The sequence below is a fragment of the Zeimonas arvi genome, from assembly GCF_008039575.1.
GTDB classification, from domain to species: Bacteria; Pseudomonadota; Gammaproteobacteria; order Burkholderiales; family Burkholderiaceae_E; genus Zeimonas; species Zeimonas arvi.
Genome location: NZ_VDUY01000001.1, coordinates 688,644 through 702,825 on the forward strand (window position 1 = coordinate 688,644; position 14,182 = coordinate 702,825).

Here is a 14,182-nt window from a genome sequence, read left to right on the forward strand (position 1 = left end):
CGGAGCGTGCGCCGGGAAACTCTAGAATGCCAGCCCATGCGCCTTTCCGACTTCGATTTCGAGCTGCCCCCCGAACTGATCGCCCAGCATCCGCCCGCCGAGCGGGGCGCCTCGCGACTGCTCGTGGTGCGTGCGGGCGGGGCCGGAGACGGTGCGGCGGCGGCGGGCGGAGCCGAGGCTCGGCCGGAAGAGCGTCCGGAAGCCCGCCTCGAGGACCGCCTCTTCGCCGACCTCCCCTCGCTGCTGGCCCCCGGCGACCTGCTGGTGCTCAACGACACCCGGGTAATCCGCGCCCGGCTGTTCGGCGTCAAGGACACCGGCGGGCGTGTCGAGGCCCTGGTCGAGCGGGTGAGCGGCCCGAAAGAGGCGATCGCGATGCTGCGCGCGAGCAAGCCGCCGAAGCCGGGCAGCCGGATCGCCTGGCGCAGCGGCGGCGCCGAGGTGCTGGAGCGCGCCGACGAGTTCTGGCGCCTGCGCTTCGACGACCCGGTCATGGAGGTGCTCGAGCGCGAGGGCCGGCTTCCGCTGCCGCCCTACATCACGCACGCCCCCGGCGCCGAGGACGAGCGCCGCTACCAGACCGTCTACGCCCGCGAGGCCGGCTCGGTGGCTGCGCCGACCGCTGGCCTGCATTTCGACGAGGCCATGCTCGCGCGGCTGCGCAACGCAGGTGTCGGCCTGGCCTGGGTCACGCTGCACGTGGGGGCCGGCACCTTCCAGCCGGTGCGGGTCGAAGACCTGAGCCGGCACCGGATGCACGCCGAGCGCTACGAGGTGCCCGAGGCCACCGCCCGGGCGATCGCCGACACCCGCGCCGCCGGCGGCCGCGTCGTCGCGGTGGGCACCACCTCGCTGCGCACGCTGGAGGGCGTGGCCGCCGCGCACGACGGCGCGGTGGTGGCCGGCGCCGGCGAGACGCGGCTCTTCGTGAGGCCCGGTTTCCGCTTCCGCGTCGTCGACAGGCTGATCACCAACTTCCATCTGCCGAAGTCCACGCTGCTGATGCTGGTCTCGGCCTTCGCCGGCATGGAGACCATCCGGCGCGCCTACGCGCACGCGATCGCGCAGCGCTACCGCTTCTTCAGCTACGGCGACGCGATGCTGCTCGAACGCTCGCCGGGTGCGGACGGGCACGATCCGAACGACCCGCTATGATCCGCCGATGCTGAAATACGAACTCCTGGCCACCGACGGGCTGGCCCGGCGCGGCCGGATCACGCTGAATCACGGTGTCGTCGAGACGCCGATCTTCATGCCGGTGGGCACCTACGGCGCGGTGAAGGCGATGTCGCCGCGCGAGCTCGACGAGGTCGGCGCGCAGATCATCCTGGGCAACACCTTCCACCTGTGGCTGCGCCCGGGGCTCGAAGTGTTCGCGAAGTTCGGCGGCCTGCATCGCTTCAACGGCTGGCAGAAACCGATCCTGACCGATTCCGGCGGCTTCCAGGTCTGGAGCCTGGGCGAGCTGCGCAAGATCAGCGAGGAAGGCGTGCGCTTCGCTTCGCCGGTCAACGGCGACAGGCTGATGCTGACGCCCGAGGAATCGATGCGGATCCAGCGCGCGCTCGACTCCGACATCGCGATGATCTTCGACGAGTGCACGCCCTACGAGACCGCCGGCGTGCCGACCGGCCACGACGAGGCCGCGGCGTCGATGCGGCTCAGCCTGCGTTGGGCGCGCCGCTCGCGCGACGCGTTCGATCGGCTGGAGAACCCGAACGCGCTGTTCGGCATCGTCCAGGGCGGCATGTACGAGACGCTGCGCGACGAGTCGCTGGCCGGGCTGGTGGACATCGGCTTCCACGGCTACGCCATCGGCGGCCTGTCGGTCGGCGAGCCGAAGGAGGAAATGCTGCGGATCCTGTCGCACACCGCACCGCGCCTGCCCGCCGGCAAGCCGCGCTACCTGATGGGCGTGGGCACGCCGGAAGACCTCGTCGCCGGCGTGGCGGCCGGCATCGACATGTTCGACTGCGTGATGCCGACCCGCAACGCGCGCAACGGCTGGCTGTTCACCCGCTTCGGCGACCTGCGCCTGCGCAATGCGCGGCATCGCGACGACACCCGACCGATCGACGAGACCTGCGGCTGCCACGCCTGCGCGGACTTCTCGCGGGCCTACGTGCACCACCTGCAGAAGGTCAACGAGATCCTGGGCGCCCGGCTGGCCACGATCCACAACCTGCACTACTACCTGACGCTGATGCGCGAGATGCGCGAAGCGATCGCCGCGGGGCGCTTCGAGGCCTGGCGCGCGGCGTTCCACCGCGACCGGGCGCGCGGCGTCGGCTGAGCCGCCGGCAGCGGCGCGGTCCGCGCAGGTTTCAGCCCGCAGCCCGGGACCAGCGCGACACCCGTCGCTCGACGAGCGCGAACAGGCCATCCACCAGAAAGGCCAGCGCCGCCGACGGCAGCGCGCCGGCGAGCAGCAGGCGATGATCGTTCAGCGCCAGTCCGGTGGCGATCCGCTCGCCGAACCCGCCGGCCCCGATGAAGGCGGCGATCGTCGCGGTGCCCACGCAGATGACCGCCGCGGTCCGGACACCCGCCAGGATGGTCGGCAGGGCGATCGGCAGGTCGACCAGCAAGAGCCGCACACCCGGACGCAGGCCGAGCGCGCCGGCGGCCTCGCGCAGCGCCCCGGGCACCTGCTGCATGCCCACGCACGCGTTGCGCACGATCGGCAGCAGCGCGTAGGCGAATAGCGCGATCAGCGCCGGCAGCGCGCCGATCGCGCCGACCGCCGGGATCAGCAGCGCGAGCAGGGCCAGCGACGGTATCGTCTGCACCGCCCCGACCACGGCCAGCAGCGACGCGCCCAGTCGCGGCCGGAATGCCGCCGCGACCCCGGCCGGCACGCCCACCGCCACCGCGGCCAGCACCGCCGCCGCGACCAGGCCGACGTGCTGCGCCGCCAGCCGCCAGAAATCGTCGGCGAAGACCGCATCCGCGATGCCCGCGCCCCGGCGGACGCCGCCCTCGCCGGCACTGCCCGGCCCCTCCCCCTGCCGCTGTCCCTGGGCCTGCCCCGTGCCCCTTTCCGCTGCCGCGCCGAGGGCTCCCCGGGCCTGCGATGCCAGGAATCCGGCGGCGATGTCGGCGAACCCGCGGCCGCCCAGTTCTGCCTCGGCGTTCAGCTGGGCCATCCGCCGGGCATCGATGCTGCCGGCCAGCGCCTGCAGTGCCGGCCAGGCCTCGGGAAAGCGCGCCGGCACGTCGGTCCGGTGGAGCACCACCGCGTCGTAGCGCGGAAAGTAGCCGAGATCGTCGCGCAGGACCTTCAGGCGGTACCGGCCGATCTTCGCGTCGGTCGAATAGATGTCGGTCACGTCGATCGTGCCGTCGGCGATCGCCTCGTAGGCCAGGCCGTGGTCCAGGCCGACCGGGCGGTGCGCGAGGCCGTAGCGCGCCTTCAGCCCCGGCCAGCCGTCGGCCCTGCCGAGAAACTCGTGCGACAGGCCGAGGCGCAATCCGGGCCGCGACGCGAGGTCGCCGATCGTCTCGAGTCCGGCACCGGCCGCGATGTCGGAGCGGACAGCCAGCGCATAGGTGTTCTCGAAGCCGAACGAGATCGACGCGGCGAGGCCGAGCGGCGCCAGGGCCCGGTTCACCGCCTCGAGCGAGCCGCTCGCTGCCGGCAGCTTCAGGATCTCGCGCTCGATCGTGCCGAGGTACTCCGGGTACAGGTCGATGCTGCCGGCCTGCAGCGCAGCGAAGAGGATCGCCGTGTTCCCCAGCCCCGGCCGATGCTCGACCGGCGCATGGGGCCTGGCCGCCGCGACGAGGATCTCGGCCAGCACGTAGGATTCGGTGAAGCGCTTGGAGCCGACCCGCAGGGTCTCGGCGCACGCGGCCGGTGCGGCCGCGCCCAACAGGCCCAGGATCGTCGTCCAGGTGGCGATGCAGCCCCGCATGCGGGTCCTTCAGCTTGCTCGTGAGGGTCGGTGGCCGGACTTCTCGCCAGCCGGCCGAAGGAGAATAATGGGAGATTGCCTTCGGCGCGCAAAGCGCCAGGCACCGCACGCATGGGAGGCTCACATGCTCGGCTCCGCTCCGCTCACCACGATGCTCCCGGTCGTCGACCTCGACCGGGCCCGCCACTTCTACCAGGACCGTCTCGGCCTGACGCCGATCGGCGATACGGCCGACGGCAAGTTCGCGTTCCAGTGCGGCGGCGCCACGCTGGCCTTGTTCCCCCGGCCCGGCGGCACGAAGGCCGAACACACCGCGGTCAGCTTCCGGGTGCACGACATCGCGGCCGAGATCGCCGATCTCGAATCGCGCGGCGTCGTGTTCGAAGACTACGACCTGCCGGGCCTGAAGACCGTCGGGCACGTCTGCGTGCTGGGCTCCGAGAAGGCCGCCTGGTTCAAGGACACCGAGGGCAACTACCTCTGTATTCACGAGGACCTTGCCTGACGGGCTGAGCTCGCGGGGCGACGCGCCGCCCCGCCGCGCTTGCCGCGGCCCGCGCCGGCCGCGGGGAAGAACACACGGCCCGGAGGGACTCCAGCGGCCGGCAGGTATACTTTCGGCCTCGCAAAAAGGAGACTTTCGTGTTCATTTCAACGGCTTACGCACAGGCTGCAGGCGGCGGCGCCGAATCGCAGCTGATCGGTTTCCTGCCGATCATCCTGATGTTCGTGGTGCTCTACTTCCTGATGATCCGTCCGCAGATGAAGCGCGCGAAGGAGCACAAGACCATGCTCGAGGCCCTGAAGAAGGGCGACGAGGTCGTCACCGCCGGTGGCGTGGTCGGGCGTGTCATCAAGGTGGGCGAGAGCTACGTGACCCTCGAGGTCGCGCGCAACGAGGGCAAGGGCGGCGAAGCTGCGGTCGAGATGCACTTCCAGAAGTCGTCCGTGCAGACCCTGCTGCCCAACGGCACGATCAAGGCGATCTGAGCGCATGAACCGATACCCGGTCTGGAAGTACGCGATCCTGGCCTTCGCGGTCGTATTCGGCCTGCTGTACACGCTGCCGAACTTCTACGGCGAGGCGCCAGCCATCCAGGTCTCCAGCGGCAAGGCCACGGTCCGGCTCGAGCCGGCCATGGCGGGCCGGGTGGAAACGGCGCTACGCGAGGCCGGGATCGAACACACCGGGATCTTCACCGACGCCAACTCGATCAAGGTGCGGTTCCGCGACACCGACACGCAGTTGCGCGCGAAGGACGTCGTCTCCCGCGCACTGAATCCCGACCCGGCAGACCCGACCTGGATCGTGGCGCTGAACCTGCTGTCCAACTCGCCCAACTGGCTCACCCGCATCGGCGCGCTGCCGATGTACCTGGGCCTGGACCTGCGCGGCGGCGTGCACTTCCTGCTGCAGGTGGACATGAAGGAGGCGCTCGACAAGCGCATCGAGGCCACCGTCGGCGACCTGCGCACGCTGATGCGCGACAAGAACATCCGGCACGCGGGCATCGCGCGCGTGGGCGACAGCGTCGAGGTGCGCTTCCGCGACGCGGACACGCGCAATCGCGCGCGCAACCTGATCGCCGACAACCTGACCGACCTGGCCACCGTCGACGCCGGCGAGGGCGAGGCCCTGCGCCTGGTGGCGAGCTTCAAGCCCGAAGCCGCGCGCCGCATCCAGGACAACGCGCTCAAGCAGAACATCACCACGCTCAGCAACCGGGTCAACGAGCTGGGCGTGGCAGAACCGGTCATCCAGCAGCAAGGCGCCGACCGCGTCGTGGTCCAGCTGCCGGGCGTGCAGGATACCGCCAAGGCCAAGGACATCCTGGGCCGCACCGCCACGCTCGAAGTGCGGATGGTGTGCGAGTCCCCGGAGGAGCTGGCCGCGCTGAACGCAGGCACGGTGCCCTTCGGCTGCGAGCGCTACAGCGAGCGGGGCGGCCGGCCCATCCTGGTGCGCCGGCAGATCATCCTGACCGGCGAGAACCTGAACGACGCCCAGGCCGGCTTCGACGACACCCAGCAGCCGGCCGTGCACCTGAACCTCGACGCCAAGGGCGCGCGCATCTTCCGCGACGTCACCCGCGAGAACGTCGGCAAGCGCATGGCCATCCTGCTCTTCGAGAAGGGCAAGGGCGAGGTCGTCACCGCGCCGGTGATCCGCTCGGAGATCGGCGGAGGCCGCGTGCAGATCAGCGGCGCCATGACCACCCAGGAAGCGAACGACACCGCCCTGCTGCTGCGCGCCGGCTCGCTGGCCGCCCCGATGGAGATCATCGAGGAGCGCACGATCGGCCCGAGCCTGGGCGCCGAGAACATCGCCAAGGGTTTCAACTCCACGATGTGGGGCTTCCTGGCGGTGGCGGCCTTCATGTCGATCTACTACATGCTGTTCGGCGTGATCTCGTCGATCGCGCTGTCGGTGAACCTGCTGCTGCTGGTCGCGCTGCTGTCCCTGCTGCAGGCCACGCTCACGCTGCCCGGCATCGCCGCGATCGCGCTCACGCTGGGCATGGCGATCGACGCCAACGTCCTGATCAACGAGCGGGTGCGCGAGGAACTGCGCAACGGCGCCACGCCGCAGGCGGCGATCGCAGCCGGCTACGACCGCGCCTGGGCCACCATCCTCGACTCGAACGTGACCTCGCTGATCGCGGGCCTGGCCTTGCTGGTCTTCGGCTCCGGCCCGGTGCGCGGCTTCGCGGTCGTCCACTGCCTGGGCCTGCTCACCTCGATGTTCTCGGCAGTCTTCTTCTCGCGCGGCCTGGTCAATCTCTGGTACGGCGGCCGCAAGAAGCTCGCGAAGATCTCGATCGGCCAGATCTGGAAACCCGACTCCGCGGCCTGAGGCGCGGACCAAAGCCTCGAGGCAGCTGAACAATGGAACTTTTCCGGATCCGGCGCGACATCCCGTTCATGCGCCACGCGCTGGTGCTGAACGCCGTGTCGATCATCACCTTCGTGCTCGCGGTGTTCTTCCTGGCCACCCGCGGGCTTCACCTCTCTATCGAGTTCACCGGCGGCACGGTCATGGAGGTCGGCTACACGCAGAGCGCCGACCTGGGCAAGATCCGCGAGACCATCGGCGGACTCGGCTACACCGACGCGCAGGTGCAGAACTTCGGCACCTCGCAGGACGTCATGATCCGCCTGCCGCTGCGCTCCGAGGCCGGGCAGACCTCGGCCGCGCAGAGCGAGCAGGTGATGGCGGCGCTGAAAGCGGCCGACGCCGGCGCCGAGCTCAAGCGGGTCGAGTTCGTGGGCCCGCAGATCGGCAAGGAACTGTTCGCCGACGGCGCGATGGCCCTGCTCTTCGTGATCGTGGGCATCATCGCCTACCTGGCGATCCGCTTCGAATGGAAGTTCGCGGTGGCGGCCATCATCGCCAACCTGCACGATGTGGTGATCATCCTCGGCTTCTTCGCCTACTTCCAGTGGGAGTTCTCGCTCTCGGTGCTGGCTGCGGTGCTGGCGGTGCTGGGTTACTCGGTGAACGAGTCGGTCGTCATCTTCGACCGGATCCGCGAATACTTCCGCAAGTTCCGCAAGATCGGCACCGCGGAGGTGATCGACAAGGCCATCACCAGCACGATCTCGCGGACCATCATCACGCATGGCTCCACGCAGATCATGGTGCTGTCGATGCTGCTGTTCGGCGGCCCGTCGCTGCACTACTTCGCGGTCGCGCTGACCATCGGCATCCTGTTCGGGATCTACTCGTCGGTGTTCGTGGCCGCCGCGATCGCGATGTGGCTGGGCGTCACCCGCGAGGACCTGGTCAAGCCGAAGAAGAAGGACGAGGGCGAGCCCGAGCTTCCCTGAGGGCGCGCCGCCCCTCACCTGAGGGCGCGCCGCCCCTCGTCGCAGACGGCGCCACGAGTCGAGGACACCGACGATGCGAGAGGAAACGATTCGGGTCTGGGACCTGCCGACACGCCTCTTTCACTGGGGCCTGGCAGCCTGCGTGATCGGTTCGCTGGTCACGATCAACCTGGGCGGCAATGCGGTGGCCTGGCATTTCCGCTTCGGCTACGCCATCCTCACGCTGCTGATCTTCCGGCTCGCCTGGGGCTTTGTCGGCCCCCGCTACGCGCGCTTCGCGTCCTTCCCGCCGAACCCCATGGCGGCGCTCCGCTACCTGCGCGGGCCGGTGCAGGGCGCGCTCGGCCACAGCCCGCTGGGCGCGCTGTCGGTCTATGCATTGCTGCTGTCGCTCGGCTTCCAGGCCTGCACCGGGCTCTTCGCCAACGACGCGATCATGTGGGACGGCCCGCTGCGCAACACGGTCAGCAATGCCACCAGCGACTGGCTGACGTCGCTGCACAAGACCAACCGGTACGTGCTGCTGGGGTTGATCGCACTGCATCTCGGGGCGATCGCCTACTACACGCTGTTCAAGCGCAAGCCGCTGGTGCGGCCCATGATCACCGGCGACGCGCTGCCGCCGCCCGGCCGGTCGCGCGCACGCGCCTCCGGGGACGGCCTTCGGGAGCGTTCGCTCGCGTCCCTCCTGCTCGCGGCCAGCAGCGGGATCGTCTGGGCGGTGATCGAACTTCTGCCCTGAACCGTCGGGCGCGGGCACGCCCGCCTCGGCGAGCCGCGCCCGACGGGCCGGGCGGGATTACTGCGCCCGGTACTTGTCGTGACAGGCCTTGCAGGCCGACCCCGTGGCGCCCAGCTGCTTGCGAAGGCCATCGAGGCTGCCGACCGCATCCGGGAGCTTGGCCGTCTCGGCCATCAGCTTTTCCTGCAAGGACTTGAAATCGTCCGCGTTCTTCCAGGGATCGCCCTTCACGTTGGAGAAACCGCCATCGGAGCCCGGCGTGAAGGCCTCCCAGGGAAGCTTCGACATGGTCTGGATCAGCTGCGCGGAAGCCTTCGCGGACGCCGCGTCGAAGGGCTTCTCTCCCTTGGCCATGGCCGACAGGCGGCCCATGTGATTGGCCATCACGGTGAAGGCGGACTGACGGTAGTCGATGGCGTCCTCGGCCTTGGCGAACTGCGCGGCGGCAGGGGTGGCAACCAGGCTGCCGGCGGCGACGGCCAGGGCCATGGCCGCGACGGCGAGATTCTTGTTCATTGGGCGCTCCTCGTGGGGGTAAGGGATCGGGAAGGAATCCTGGGGGCAAACGCATTGCCCCCTCGGATTATTCCCGAAGGCCGGAACCCGACCAACGGCTTCCCCGCAAGGAGGTCGGATTAACGTCTCGGAACCGGGTCAAGCGCGCCGCGCGAGCTCGGCCGCCTTGCCCACGTAGGAGGCCGGCGTCATCGCCTTCAGGCGCGTCTTGGCATCGTCGGGAATGGCCAGGCCGTCGACGAAGGCGGCCAGGTCGGCCGCGGTGATCCGCTTGCCGCGGGTCAGCTCCTTGAGCTGCTCGTACGGATTCTCGACGCCGTAGCGACGCATCACGGTCTGGACGGGCTCGGCGAGCACTTCCCAGTTGGCGTCAAGGTCGGCCGCCATGCGCTGCGCATCGACCTCGAGCTTGCTCAGGCCGCGCTGGCAGGAATCCCAGGCGAGCAGCGAGTAGCCCAGTGCCACGCCCATGTTGCGCAGCACGGTGGAGTCGGTCAGGTCGCGCTGCCAGCGCGAGACCGGCAGCTTGGCAGACAGGTGGCCGAGCATCGCATTGGCCAGTCCGAGGTTGCCCTCGGAATTCTCGAAGTCGATCGGATTGACCTTGTGCGGCATGGTCGAGGAACCGATCTCCCCGGCCTTGGTGCGCTGCCGGAAGTAGCCGAAGGCGATATAGCCCCAGACGTCGCGGTCGAAGTCGAGCAGCACCGTGTTCAGCCGGGCGATCGTGTCGAACAGCTCGGCCATCCAGTCGTGCGGCTCGATCTGGATCGTGTAGGGGTTGAACGCCAGGCCCAGCGACTCGACGACGCCCCGGCAGAAGGCCTCCCAGTCGAAGTCCGGCCAGGCCGAGAGGTGCGCGTTGTAGTTGCCCACCGCGCCGTTGAGCTTGGCCAGCGGCTGCACGCGCTCGAGCGCCGCGATCGCGCGCTCGAGGCGCGCCAGGACGTTGGCCATTTCCTTGCCGAGCGTGGTCGGCGAGGCCGGCTGCCCGTGGGTGCGCGACAGCATGGGCACGGCCGCGTGCTCGTGGGCCATCGCGCGCAGCGTGGCGGCGATGCCGCGCGCTGCCGGCAGCAGAACCTCGTCGCGGGCGGCCTTCAGCATCAGCGCGTGCGAGGTATTGTTGATGTCCTCGGACGTGCAGGCGAAGTGGATGAACTCGGAGGCGGCGACCAGCTCGGGGTGCTCGCGCACCGACTCCTTCAGGAAATACTCGACCGCCTTCACGTCGTGGTTGGTGACCCGCTCGATCTCCTTGATGCGCGCCGCGTGCGAGGCGTCGAAGCGGCCGACCAGCGCGCGCAGGAAATCGCGCGAGCCCTGCGAGAAGGGCTTCAGCTCCTCGAAACCGGCGTCGGACAGCGCGATCAGCCACTCGACCTCGACCTCGACCCGATGGCGCATGAAGCCGGCCTCGGACATCAGCGCCCGCAGCGGCCCCATCCGCGAGGCGTAGCGGCCGTCGAGCGGCGAGAGCGCGGTCAGTTCGGAAAGATCGGTCAGCGAGGCGTTCATGGCGGGTTCCGGATCCGGGCGAAAAGCCTCAAATCCTAGCATTCGCGCGGTTCCGGTCCCTTCGAGGGAGCCTTAACCGCGTAAGGCCGTTTGCTATACTGGATCGCGACCAACCTCCGGCAGCCGCCAGATGAAGCTCCTCGGATCCATCACCAGCCCTTACGTTCGCAAGGTTCGCGTGGTAATGGCCGAGAAGAGAATCGAGGCCCAGTTCGAGCTGGTCGACATCAATGCCGAGAACTCGCCCATCCTGCAGTCCAACCCGCTCGGCAAGATCCCCTGCCTGATCATGGACGACGGCGGGGCGGTCTTCGACTCGCGCGTGATCGTCGAGTACCTTGACAACCTTACGCCGGTGCATCGGCTGATCCCGCCCAACGGGCGGGCCCGCGTCGAGGTCCGCACCTGGGAGGCCCTGGCCGACGGCCTGCTCGATGCCGCGCTGCTGGTGCGCGCCGAGCAGACCCAACGCACCGAGGGCCAGCGCAGCCCCGATGTCATCGCCCGGCAGATGGGCAAGATCGAGCGCGCCCTGGCCGCCATGTCCAGCGGCCTGTCCGACAAGCCCTGGTGCGCCGACGGCAAGTACTCGCTTGCCGACATCGCGGTCGGCTGCGCCCTCGGCTACCTCGACTTCCGCTTTCCCCAGCTCGGCTGGCGCGCGCAGTTCTCGAACCTGGCCGCGCACGCCGACAAGCTGTTCGCGCGGCCCAGCTTCGCCGAGACGCGCCCCTCCTGAACTTCCGGATGAATCTACTGCGCGGCGCGACCTCGGGACGCTCGCTACGATTTCTTCGGACTTTCCTGAATCCCCTGCGCGGCCCTGCGGATCAGGTGTCGGCCGAGGCAATGATGCCGCCGCCAAGACAGACCTCTCCCCGATAGAGCACCGCGCTCTGACCCGGCGTGACCGCCCATTGCGGTGAATCGAAAGCCAGCTTGAAACGGTCGCCGTCGATCGGCTCGAAGGCACAACGCGCGTCGGTCTGGCGGTAGCGTGTCTTGGCGCCCATCGAGCCATCGTCGAGCGGCGGCTCGCCGGCGATCCAGCTGGCGCTGTCGGCCTCGAGTCGGCGGCTCATCAGCCAGGGGTGGTCGTGGCCCTGCACCACCACCAGCGTGTTGCGGGCCAGGTCCTTGCGGGCGACGAACCACGGGTCGCCGCTGCCCTCGCGCTGGCCGCCCACGCCCAGGCCCTTGCGCTGGCCCAGCGTGTAGAAGGACAGCCCCAGATGCTTGCCGACGACGCGGCCGTCGTCGCTCACGATGGGCCCCGGCTTCGTCGGCAGGTAGCGGTTCAGGAACTCGCGGAAGGGCCGCTCGCCGATGAAGCAGATGCCGGTGGAGTCCTTCTTGGCCGCGTTGGGCAGGCCGATGCGCTGCGCGATCTCGCGCACCTCGCGCTTGTGCAGGTGGCCGATCGGGAACATCGCGCGCGAAAGCTGCGCCTGCGTGAGCCGGTGCAGGAAGTAGCTCTGGTCCTTGCCGGGGTCCAGTCCGCGCAGCAGCTCGAAGCGCGCCCCGGTCTCGCGCACCCGCGCATAGTGCCCGGTGGCGATCCGTTCGGCGCCCATCGCGATGGCGTGGTCGAGGAAGGCCTTGAACTTGATCTCGGCATTGCACAGCACGTCCGGATTCGGCGTGCGGCCGGCCGTGTACTCGCGAAGGAACTCGGCGAACACCCGGTCCTTGTACTCGGCCGAAAAATTGACCGCCTCGAGCTCGACGCCCACGACATCCGCAGCGGCGGCGGCGTCGATCAGATCCTGCCGGGTGGAACAGTAGTCGCCATCGTCGTCGTCCTCCCAGTTCTTCATGAAGAGGCCGATCACCTCCCAGCCCTGCTGCTTGAGCAGCCAGGCGGTGACCGACGAATCGACGCCGCCGGACATGCCGACCACGACGCGGCGCGCGCTCATCGCAGGCAGGAAGGGTCGGTGTGAATCAGCCCGAGCGGGAAGCGCCGGCCGGCGAGCCAGTCGTCCACCGTGCGCATCACCAGCGGGCTGCGGTGCCGCCCGCTCGCCGCCCGGAGCTCGTCGGCGCTCAGCCAGAGCGCCCTCACGATGCCGGTGTCCAGCACCCTGCCCGGCTCCTCGGCCAGGAAGCGGCAGGCGAAAGCGAAGCGCAGGTAGCTGACGTCGAGGCCCAACGCCGGCCGCTGGAAGCGGGTCATGTAGACCCCGACCAGCGCCTCGGGCTCGACCCGGCAGGCGGTTTCTTCGAGCGCCTCGCGGGCCACCGCCTGCGGCAGCGACTCGCCCGGGTCGAGATGGCCGGCCGGCTGGTTGAGCCGCAGGCCGTCGGGGGTCTCTTCCTCGACGATCAGGAAGCGCCCGTCGCGCTCGACGACCGCCGCCACCGTGGTGCTGGGCTTCCAGTTGCTCATCCGGGGAGGATACCGCAGCCGGGGCGCCCCGGCCGGCCGGCCGATTGGCCGTGGTATAAAGAAGGGTTAAGGAGCCCCCAAGGCTCCGTCTTTTTTCCAACAGATTCTCGAGGCCCCTCGCGGGGCGTCCATGGGAGGATGCATGCGCATCGGCGTTCCCGCGGAAACCCGGGCAGGTGAGACCCGGGTCGCCGCCACGGCGGAAACCGTCAAGAAGCTGGTCTCTGCGGGCCACCAGGTCGTCGTCGAGCACGACGCGGGCCTGCGCGCGAGCCAGACCGACGAGGCCTACACGGCCGCGGGAGCCGTGATCGGCTCGGCCGCAGACGCGCTCGGCGCCGAGCTGGTGCTCAAGGTGCGCGCGCCCGGCGACCAGGAGCTGGCGGCCATGTCGCGCGGCGCCACGCTGGTCGGCATGCTCGATCCCTTCGATCGCGAGGGCCTGGAGAAGATCGCCGCCGCCGGCCTGACCGCCTTCGCGCTCGAGGCCGCGCCGCGCACCACGCGCGCTCAGAGCATGGACGTGCTGTCCTCGCAGGCCAACATCGCCGGCTACAAGGCGGTGCTGCTGGCGGCCAACGTCTATCAACGCTTCTTCCCGATGATGATGACCGCCGCCGGCACCGCCAAGGCGGCGCGGGTGGTCATCCTGGGTGCCGGCGTGGCCGGGCTGCAGGCGATCGCCACCGCCAAGCGGCTGGGCGCGGTCATCGAGGCCTCCGACGTGCGGCCGGCGGTCAAGGAGCAGGTCGAGTCGCTGGGCGCCAAGTTCATCGACGTCCCCTTCGAGACCGAGGAAGAGCGCGAGATCGCCCAGGGCGTGGGCGGCTACGCCCGCCCGATGCCCGAGAGCTGGATGAAACGGCAGGCCGCGCTGGTGGCCGAGCGCATCCGCCAGGCCGACATCGTGATCACCACCGCGCTGATCCCGGGCCGCAAGGCGCCGGTGCTGGTCACCGAGGAGATGGTCAAGTCGATGAAACCAGGCTCGGTCATCGTGGACATGGCGGTCGAGCGGGGCGGCAACTGCCCGCTCTCCGAGGCGGGCCGTACCGTGATCAAGCACGGCGTCACGCTGGTCGGCGAGACCAACCTGCCGGCCATGGCGGCGGCGGACGCGTCGGCGCTGTACGCGCGCAACGTGCTCGACTTCCTGAAGCTGATCGTCGCCAGGGAAGGCACGCTGAACGTCGACATGGCCGACGACATCGTGGCCGCCTGCCTGATGACCCGCGACGGCCAGCTGCTGCGCCAGTGATCCCGTGCGCCGCGGCC

General features: G+C 69.6%; 14 protein-coding genes. 9 read left to right on the forward strand and 5 right to left on the reverse strand.

What is annotated here, in order from left to right; translation table 11 throughout:
- Window positions 1-36: 36 nt before the first annotated feature.
- Window positions 37-1,155, forward strand: a complete 1,119-nt coding sequence (gene queA, locus FHP08_RS03215; protein WP_147702837.1) for a tRNA preQ1(34) S-adenosylmethionine ribosyltransferase-isomerase QueA — start codon at window positions 37-39, stop codon at window positions 1,153-1,155.
- A 7-nt stretch (window positions 1,156-1,162) separates the two neighbouring features.
- A complete protein-coding gene (tgt, locus tag FHP08_RS03220) occupies window positions 1,163-2,293 on the forward strand; it encodes a tRNA guanosine(34) transglycosylase Tgt (RefSeq protein WP_147702838.1) in 1,131 nt (376 codons plus the stop codon).
- A 31-nt stretch (window positions 2,294-2,324) separates the two neighbouring features.
- Here tgt and FHP08_RS03225 read toward each other — a convergent pair whose 3' ends face one another.
- The gene (locus FHP08_RS03225) at window positions 2,325-3,914 is read right to left on the reverse strand and encodes a glycine betaine ABC transporter substrate-binding protein (protein ID WP_147702839.1); all 1,590 of its coding nucleotides are present in this window, start codon (window positions 3,912-3,914) and stop codon (window positions 2,325-2,327) included.
- A gap of 124 nt (window positions 3,915-4,038) precedes the next feature.
- Here FHP08_RS03225 and FHP08_RS03230 point away from each other — a divergent pair, with 124 nt between their 5' ends.
- The 5 genes from FHP08_RS03230 to FHP08_RS03250 all read left to right on the forward strand — a co-directional run bounded on the left by FHP08_RS03230 (window position 4,039) and on the right by FHP08_RS03250 (window position 8,484).
- Window positions 4,039-4,419 (forward strand): VOC family protein, encoded by a 381-nt coding sequence (locus FHP08_RS03230; protein WP_147702840.1) that lies wholly within the window; start codon window positions 4,039-4,041, stop codon window positions 4,417-4,419.
- Between the two features lie 137 nt (window positions 4,420-4,556).
- Window positions 4,557-4,904, forward strand: a complete 348-nt coding sequence (yajC, locus tag FHP08_RS03235; protein WP_147702841.1) for a preprotein translocase subunit YajC — start codon at window positions 4,557-4,559, stop codon at window positions 4,902-4,904.
- Between the two features lie 4 nt (window positions 4,905-4,908).
- Window positions 4,909-6,768, forward strand: a complete 1,860-nt coding sequence (secD, locus tag FHP08_RS03240; RefSeq protein WP_147702842.1) for a protein translocase subunit SecD — start codon at window positions 4,909-4,911, stop codon at window positions 6,766-6,768.
- 32 nt (window positions 6,769-6,800) lie between these two features.
- Complete coding sequence (gene secF / locus FHP08_RS03245; protein ID WP_147702843.1) at window positions 6,801-7,742, forward strand: protein translocase subunit SecF; 942 nt, start codon at window positions 6,801-6,803, stop codon at window positions 7,740-7,742.
- A 73-nt stretch (window positions 7,743-7,815) separates the two neighbouring features.
- Entirely contained in the window at window positions 7,816-8,484 is a 669-nt protein-coding gene (locus FHP08_RS03250) for a cytochrome b/b6 domain-containing protein (protein ID WP_147702844.1), read from the forward strand.
- 57 nt (window positions 8,485-8,541) lie between these two features.
- Here FHP08_RS03250 and FHP08_RS03255 read toward each other — a convergent pair whose 3' ends face one another.
- Complete coding sequence (locus FHP08_RS03255) at window positions 8,542-9,000, reverse strand: c-type cytochrome (protein WP_147702845.1); 459 nt, start codon at window positions 8,998-9,000, stop codon at window positions 8,542-8,544.
- A 138-nt stretch (window positions 9,001-9,138) separates the two neighbouring features.
- A complete protein-coding gene (purB, locus tag FHP08_RS03260; RefSeq protein ID WP_147702846.1) occupies window positions 9,139-10,518 on the reverse strand; it encodes an adenylosuccinate lyase in 1,380 nt (459 codons plus the stop codon).
- Window positions 10,519-10,648: 130 nt separating this feature from the next.
- Between purB and FHP08_RS03265 the strand changes: the two genes are divergently transcribed.
- Window positions 10,649-11,257 carry a glutathione S-transferase N-terminal domain-containing protein gene (locus tag FHP08_RS03265; RefSeq protein WP_147702847.1) on the forward strand — a complete coding sequence of 203 codons (609 nt, stop codon included), beginning with the start codon at window positions 10,649-10,651 and terminating at the stop codon, window positions 11,255-11,257.
- A 91-nt stretch (window positions 11,258-11,348) separates the two neighbouring features.
- On the opposite strand, the gene mnmA is transcribed toward FHP08_RS03265, so the two are convergent.
- Both mnmA and FHP08_RS03275 read right to left on the reverse strand, forming a co-directional pair.
- Window positions 11,349-12,437: a tRNA 2-thiouridine(34) synthase MnmA gene (mnmA, locus tag FHP08_RS03270; protein ID WP_147702848.1), complete on the reverse strand. Its 1,089-nt coding sequence runs from the start codon at window positions 12,435-12,437 to the stop codon at window positions 11,349-11,351.
- The gene (locus FHP08_RS03275; protein ID WP_147702849.1) at window positions 12,434-12,907 is read right to left on the reverse strand and encodes an NUDIX hydrolase; all 474 of its coding nucleotides are present in this window, start codon (window positions 12,905-12,907) and stop codon (window positions 12,434-12,436) included. The genes mnmA and FHP08_RS03275 overlap by 4 nt, the downstream gene beginning before the upstream one ends.
- Window positions 12,908-13,049: 142 nt before the next feature.
- Here FHP08_RS03275 and FHP08_RS03280 point away from each other — a divergent pair, with 142 nt between their 5' ends.
- Window positions 13,050-14,165, forward strand: a complete 1,116-nt coding sequence (locus FHP08_RS03280) for a Re/Si-specific NAD(P)(+) transhydrogenase subunit alpha (RefSeq protein WP_147702850.1) — start codon at window positions 13,050-13,052, stop codon at window positions 14,163-14,165.
- Window positions 14,166-14,182: the final 17 nt, after the last annotated feature.

Bases quoted from the DNA above. Each gene is read 5' to 3' on its own strand.
- FHP08_RS03255 (WP_147702845.1), bottom strand. From the start codon at position 9,000: ATGAACAAGAATCTCGCCGTCGCGGCCATGGCCCTGGCCGTCGCCGCC.
- FHP08_RS03230 (WP_147702840.1), top strand. From the start codon at position 4,039: ATGCTCGGCTCCGCTCCGCTCACCACGATGCTCCCGGTCGTCGACCTC.
- purB (WP_147702846.1), bottom strand. From the start codon at position 10,518: ATGAACGCCTCGCTGACCGATCTTTCCGAACTGACCGCGCTCTCGCCG.
- secF (WP_147702843.1), top strand. From the start codon at position 6,801: ATGGAACTTTTCCGGATCCGGCGCGACATCCCGTTCATGCGCCACGCG.
- FHP08_RS03250 (WP_147702844.1), top strand. From the start codon at position 7,816: ATGCGAGAGGAAACGATTCGGGTCTGGGACCTGCCGACACGCCTCTTT.
- FHP08_RS03225 (WP_147702839.1), bottom strand. From the start codon at position 3,914: ATGCGGGGCTGCATCGCCACCTGGACGACGATCCTGGGCCTGTTGGGC.
- secD (WP_147702842.1), top strand. From the start codon at position 4,909: ATGAACCGATACCCGGTCTGGAAGTACGCGATCCTGGCCTTCGCGGTC.
- FHP08_RS03280 (WP_147702850.1), top strand. From the start codon at position 13,050: ATGCGCATCGGCGTTCCCGCGGAAACCCGGGCAGGTGAGACCCGGGTC.
- tgt (WP_147702838.1), top strand. From the start codon at position 1,163: ATGCTGAAATACGAACTCCTGGCCACCGACGGGCTGGCCCGGCGCGGC.
- queA (WP_147702837.1), top strand. From the start codon at position 37: ATGCGCCTTTCCGACTTCGATTTCGAGCTGCCCCCCGAACTGATCGCC.
- mnmA (WP_147702848.1), bottom strand. From the start codon at position 12,437: ATGAGCGCGCGCCGCGTCGTGGTCGGCATGTCCGGCGGCGTCGATTCG.
- FHP08_RS03275 (WP_147702849.1), bottom strand. From the start codon at position 12,907: ATGAGCAACTGGAAGCCCAGCACCACGGTGGCGGCGGTCGTCGAGCGC.
- FHP08_RS03265 (WP_147702847.1), top strand. From the start codon at position 10,649: ATGAAGCTCCTCGGATCCATCACCAGCCCTTACGTTCGCAAGGTTCGC.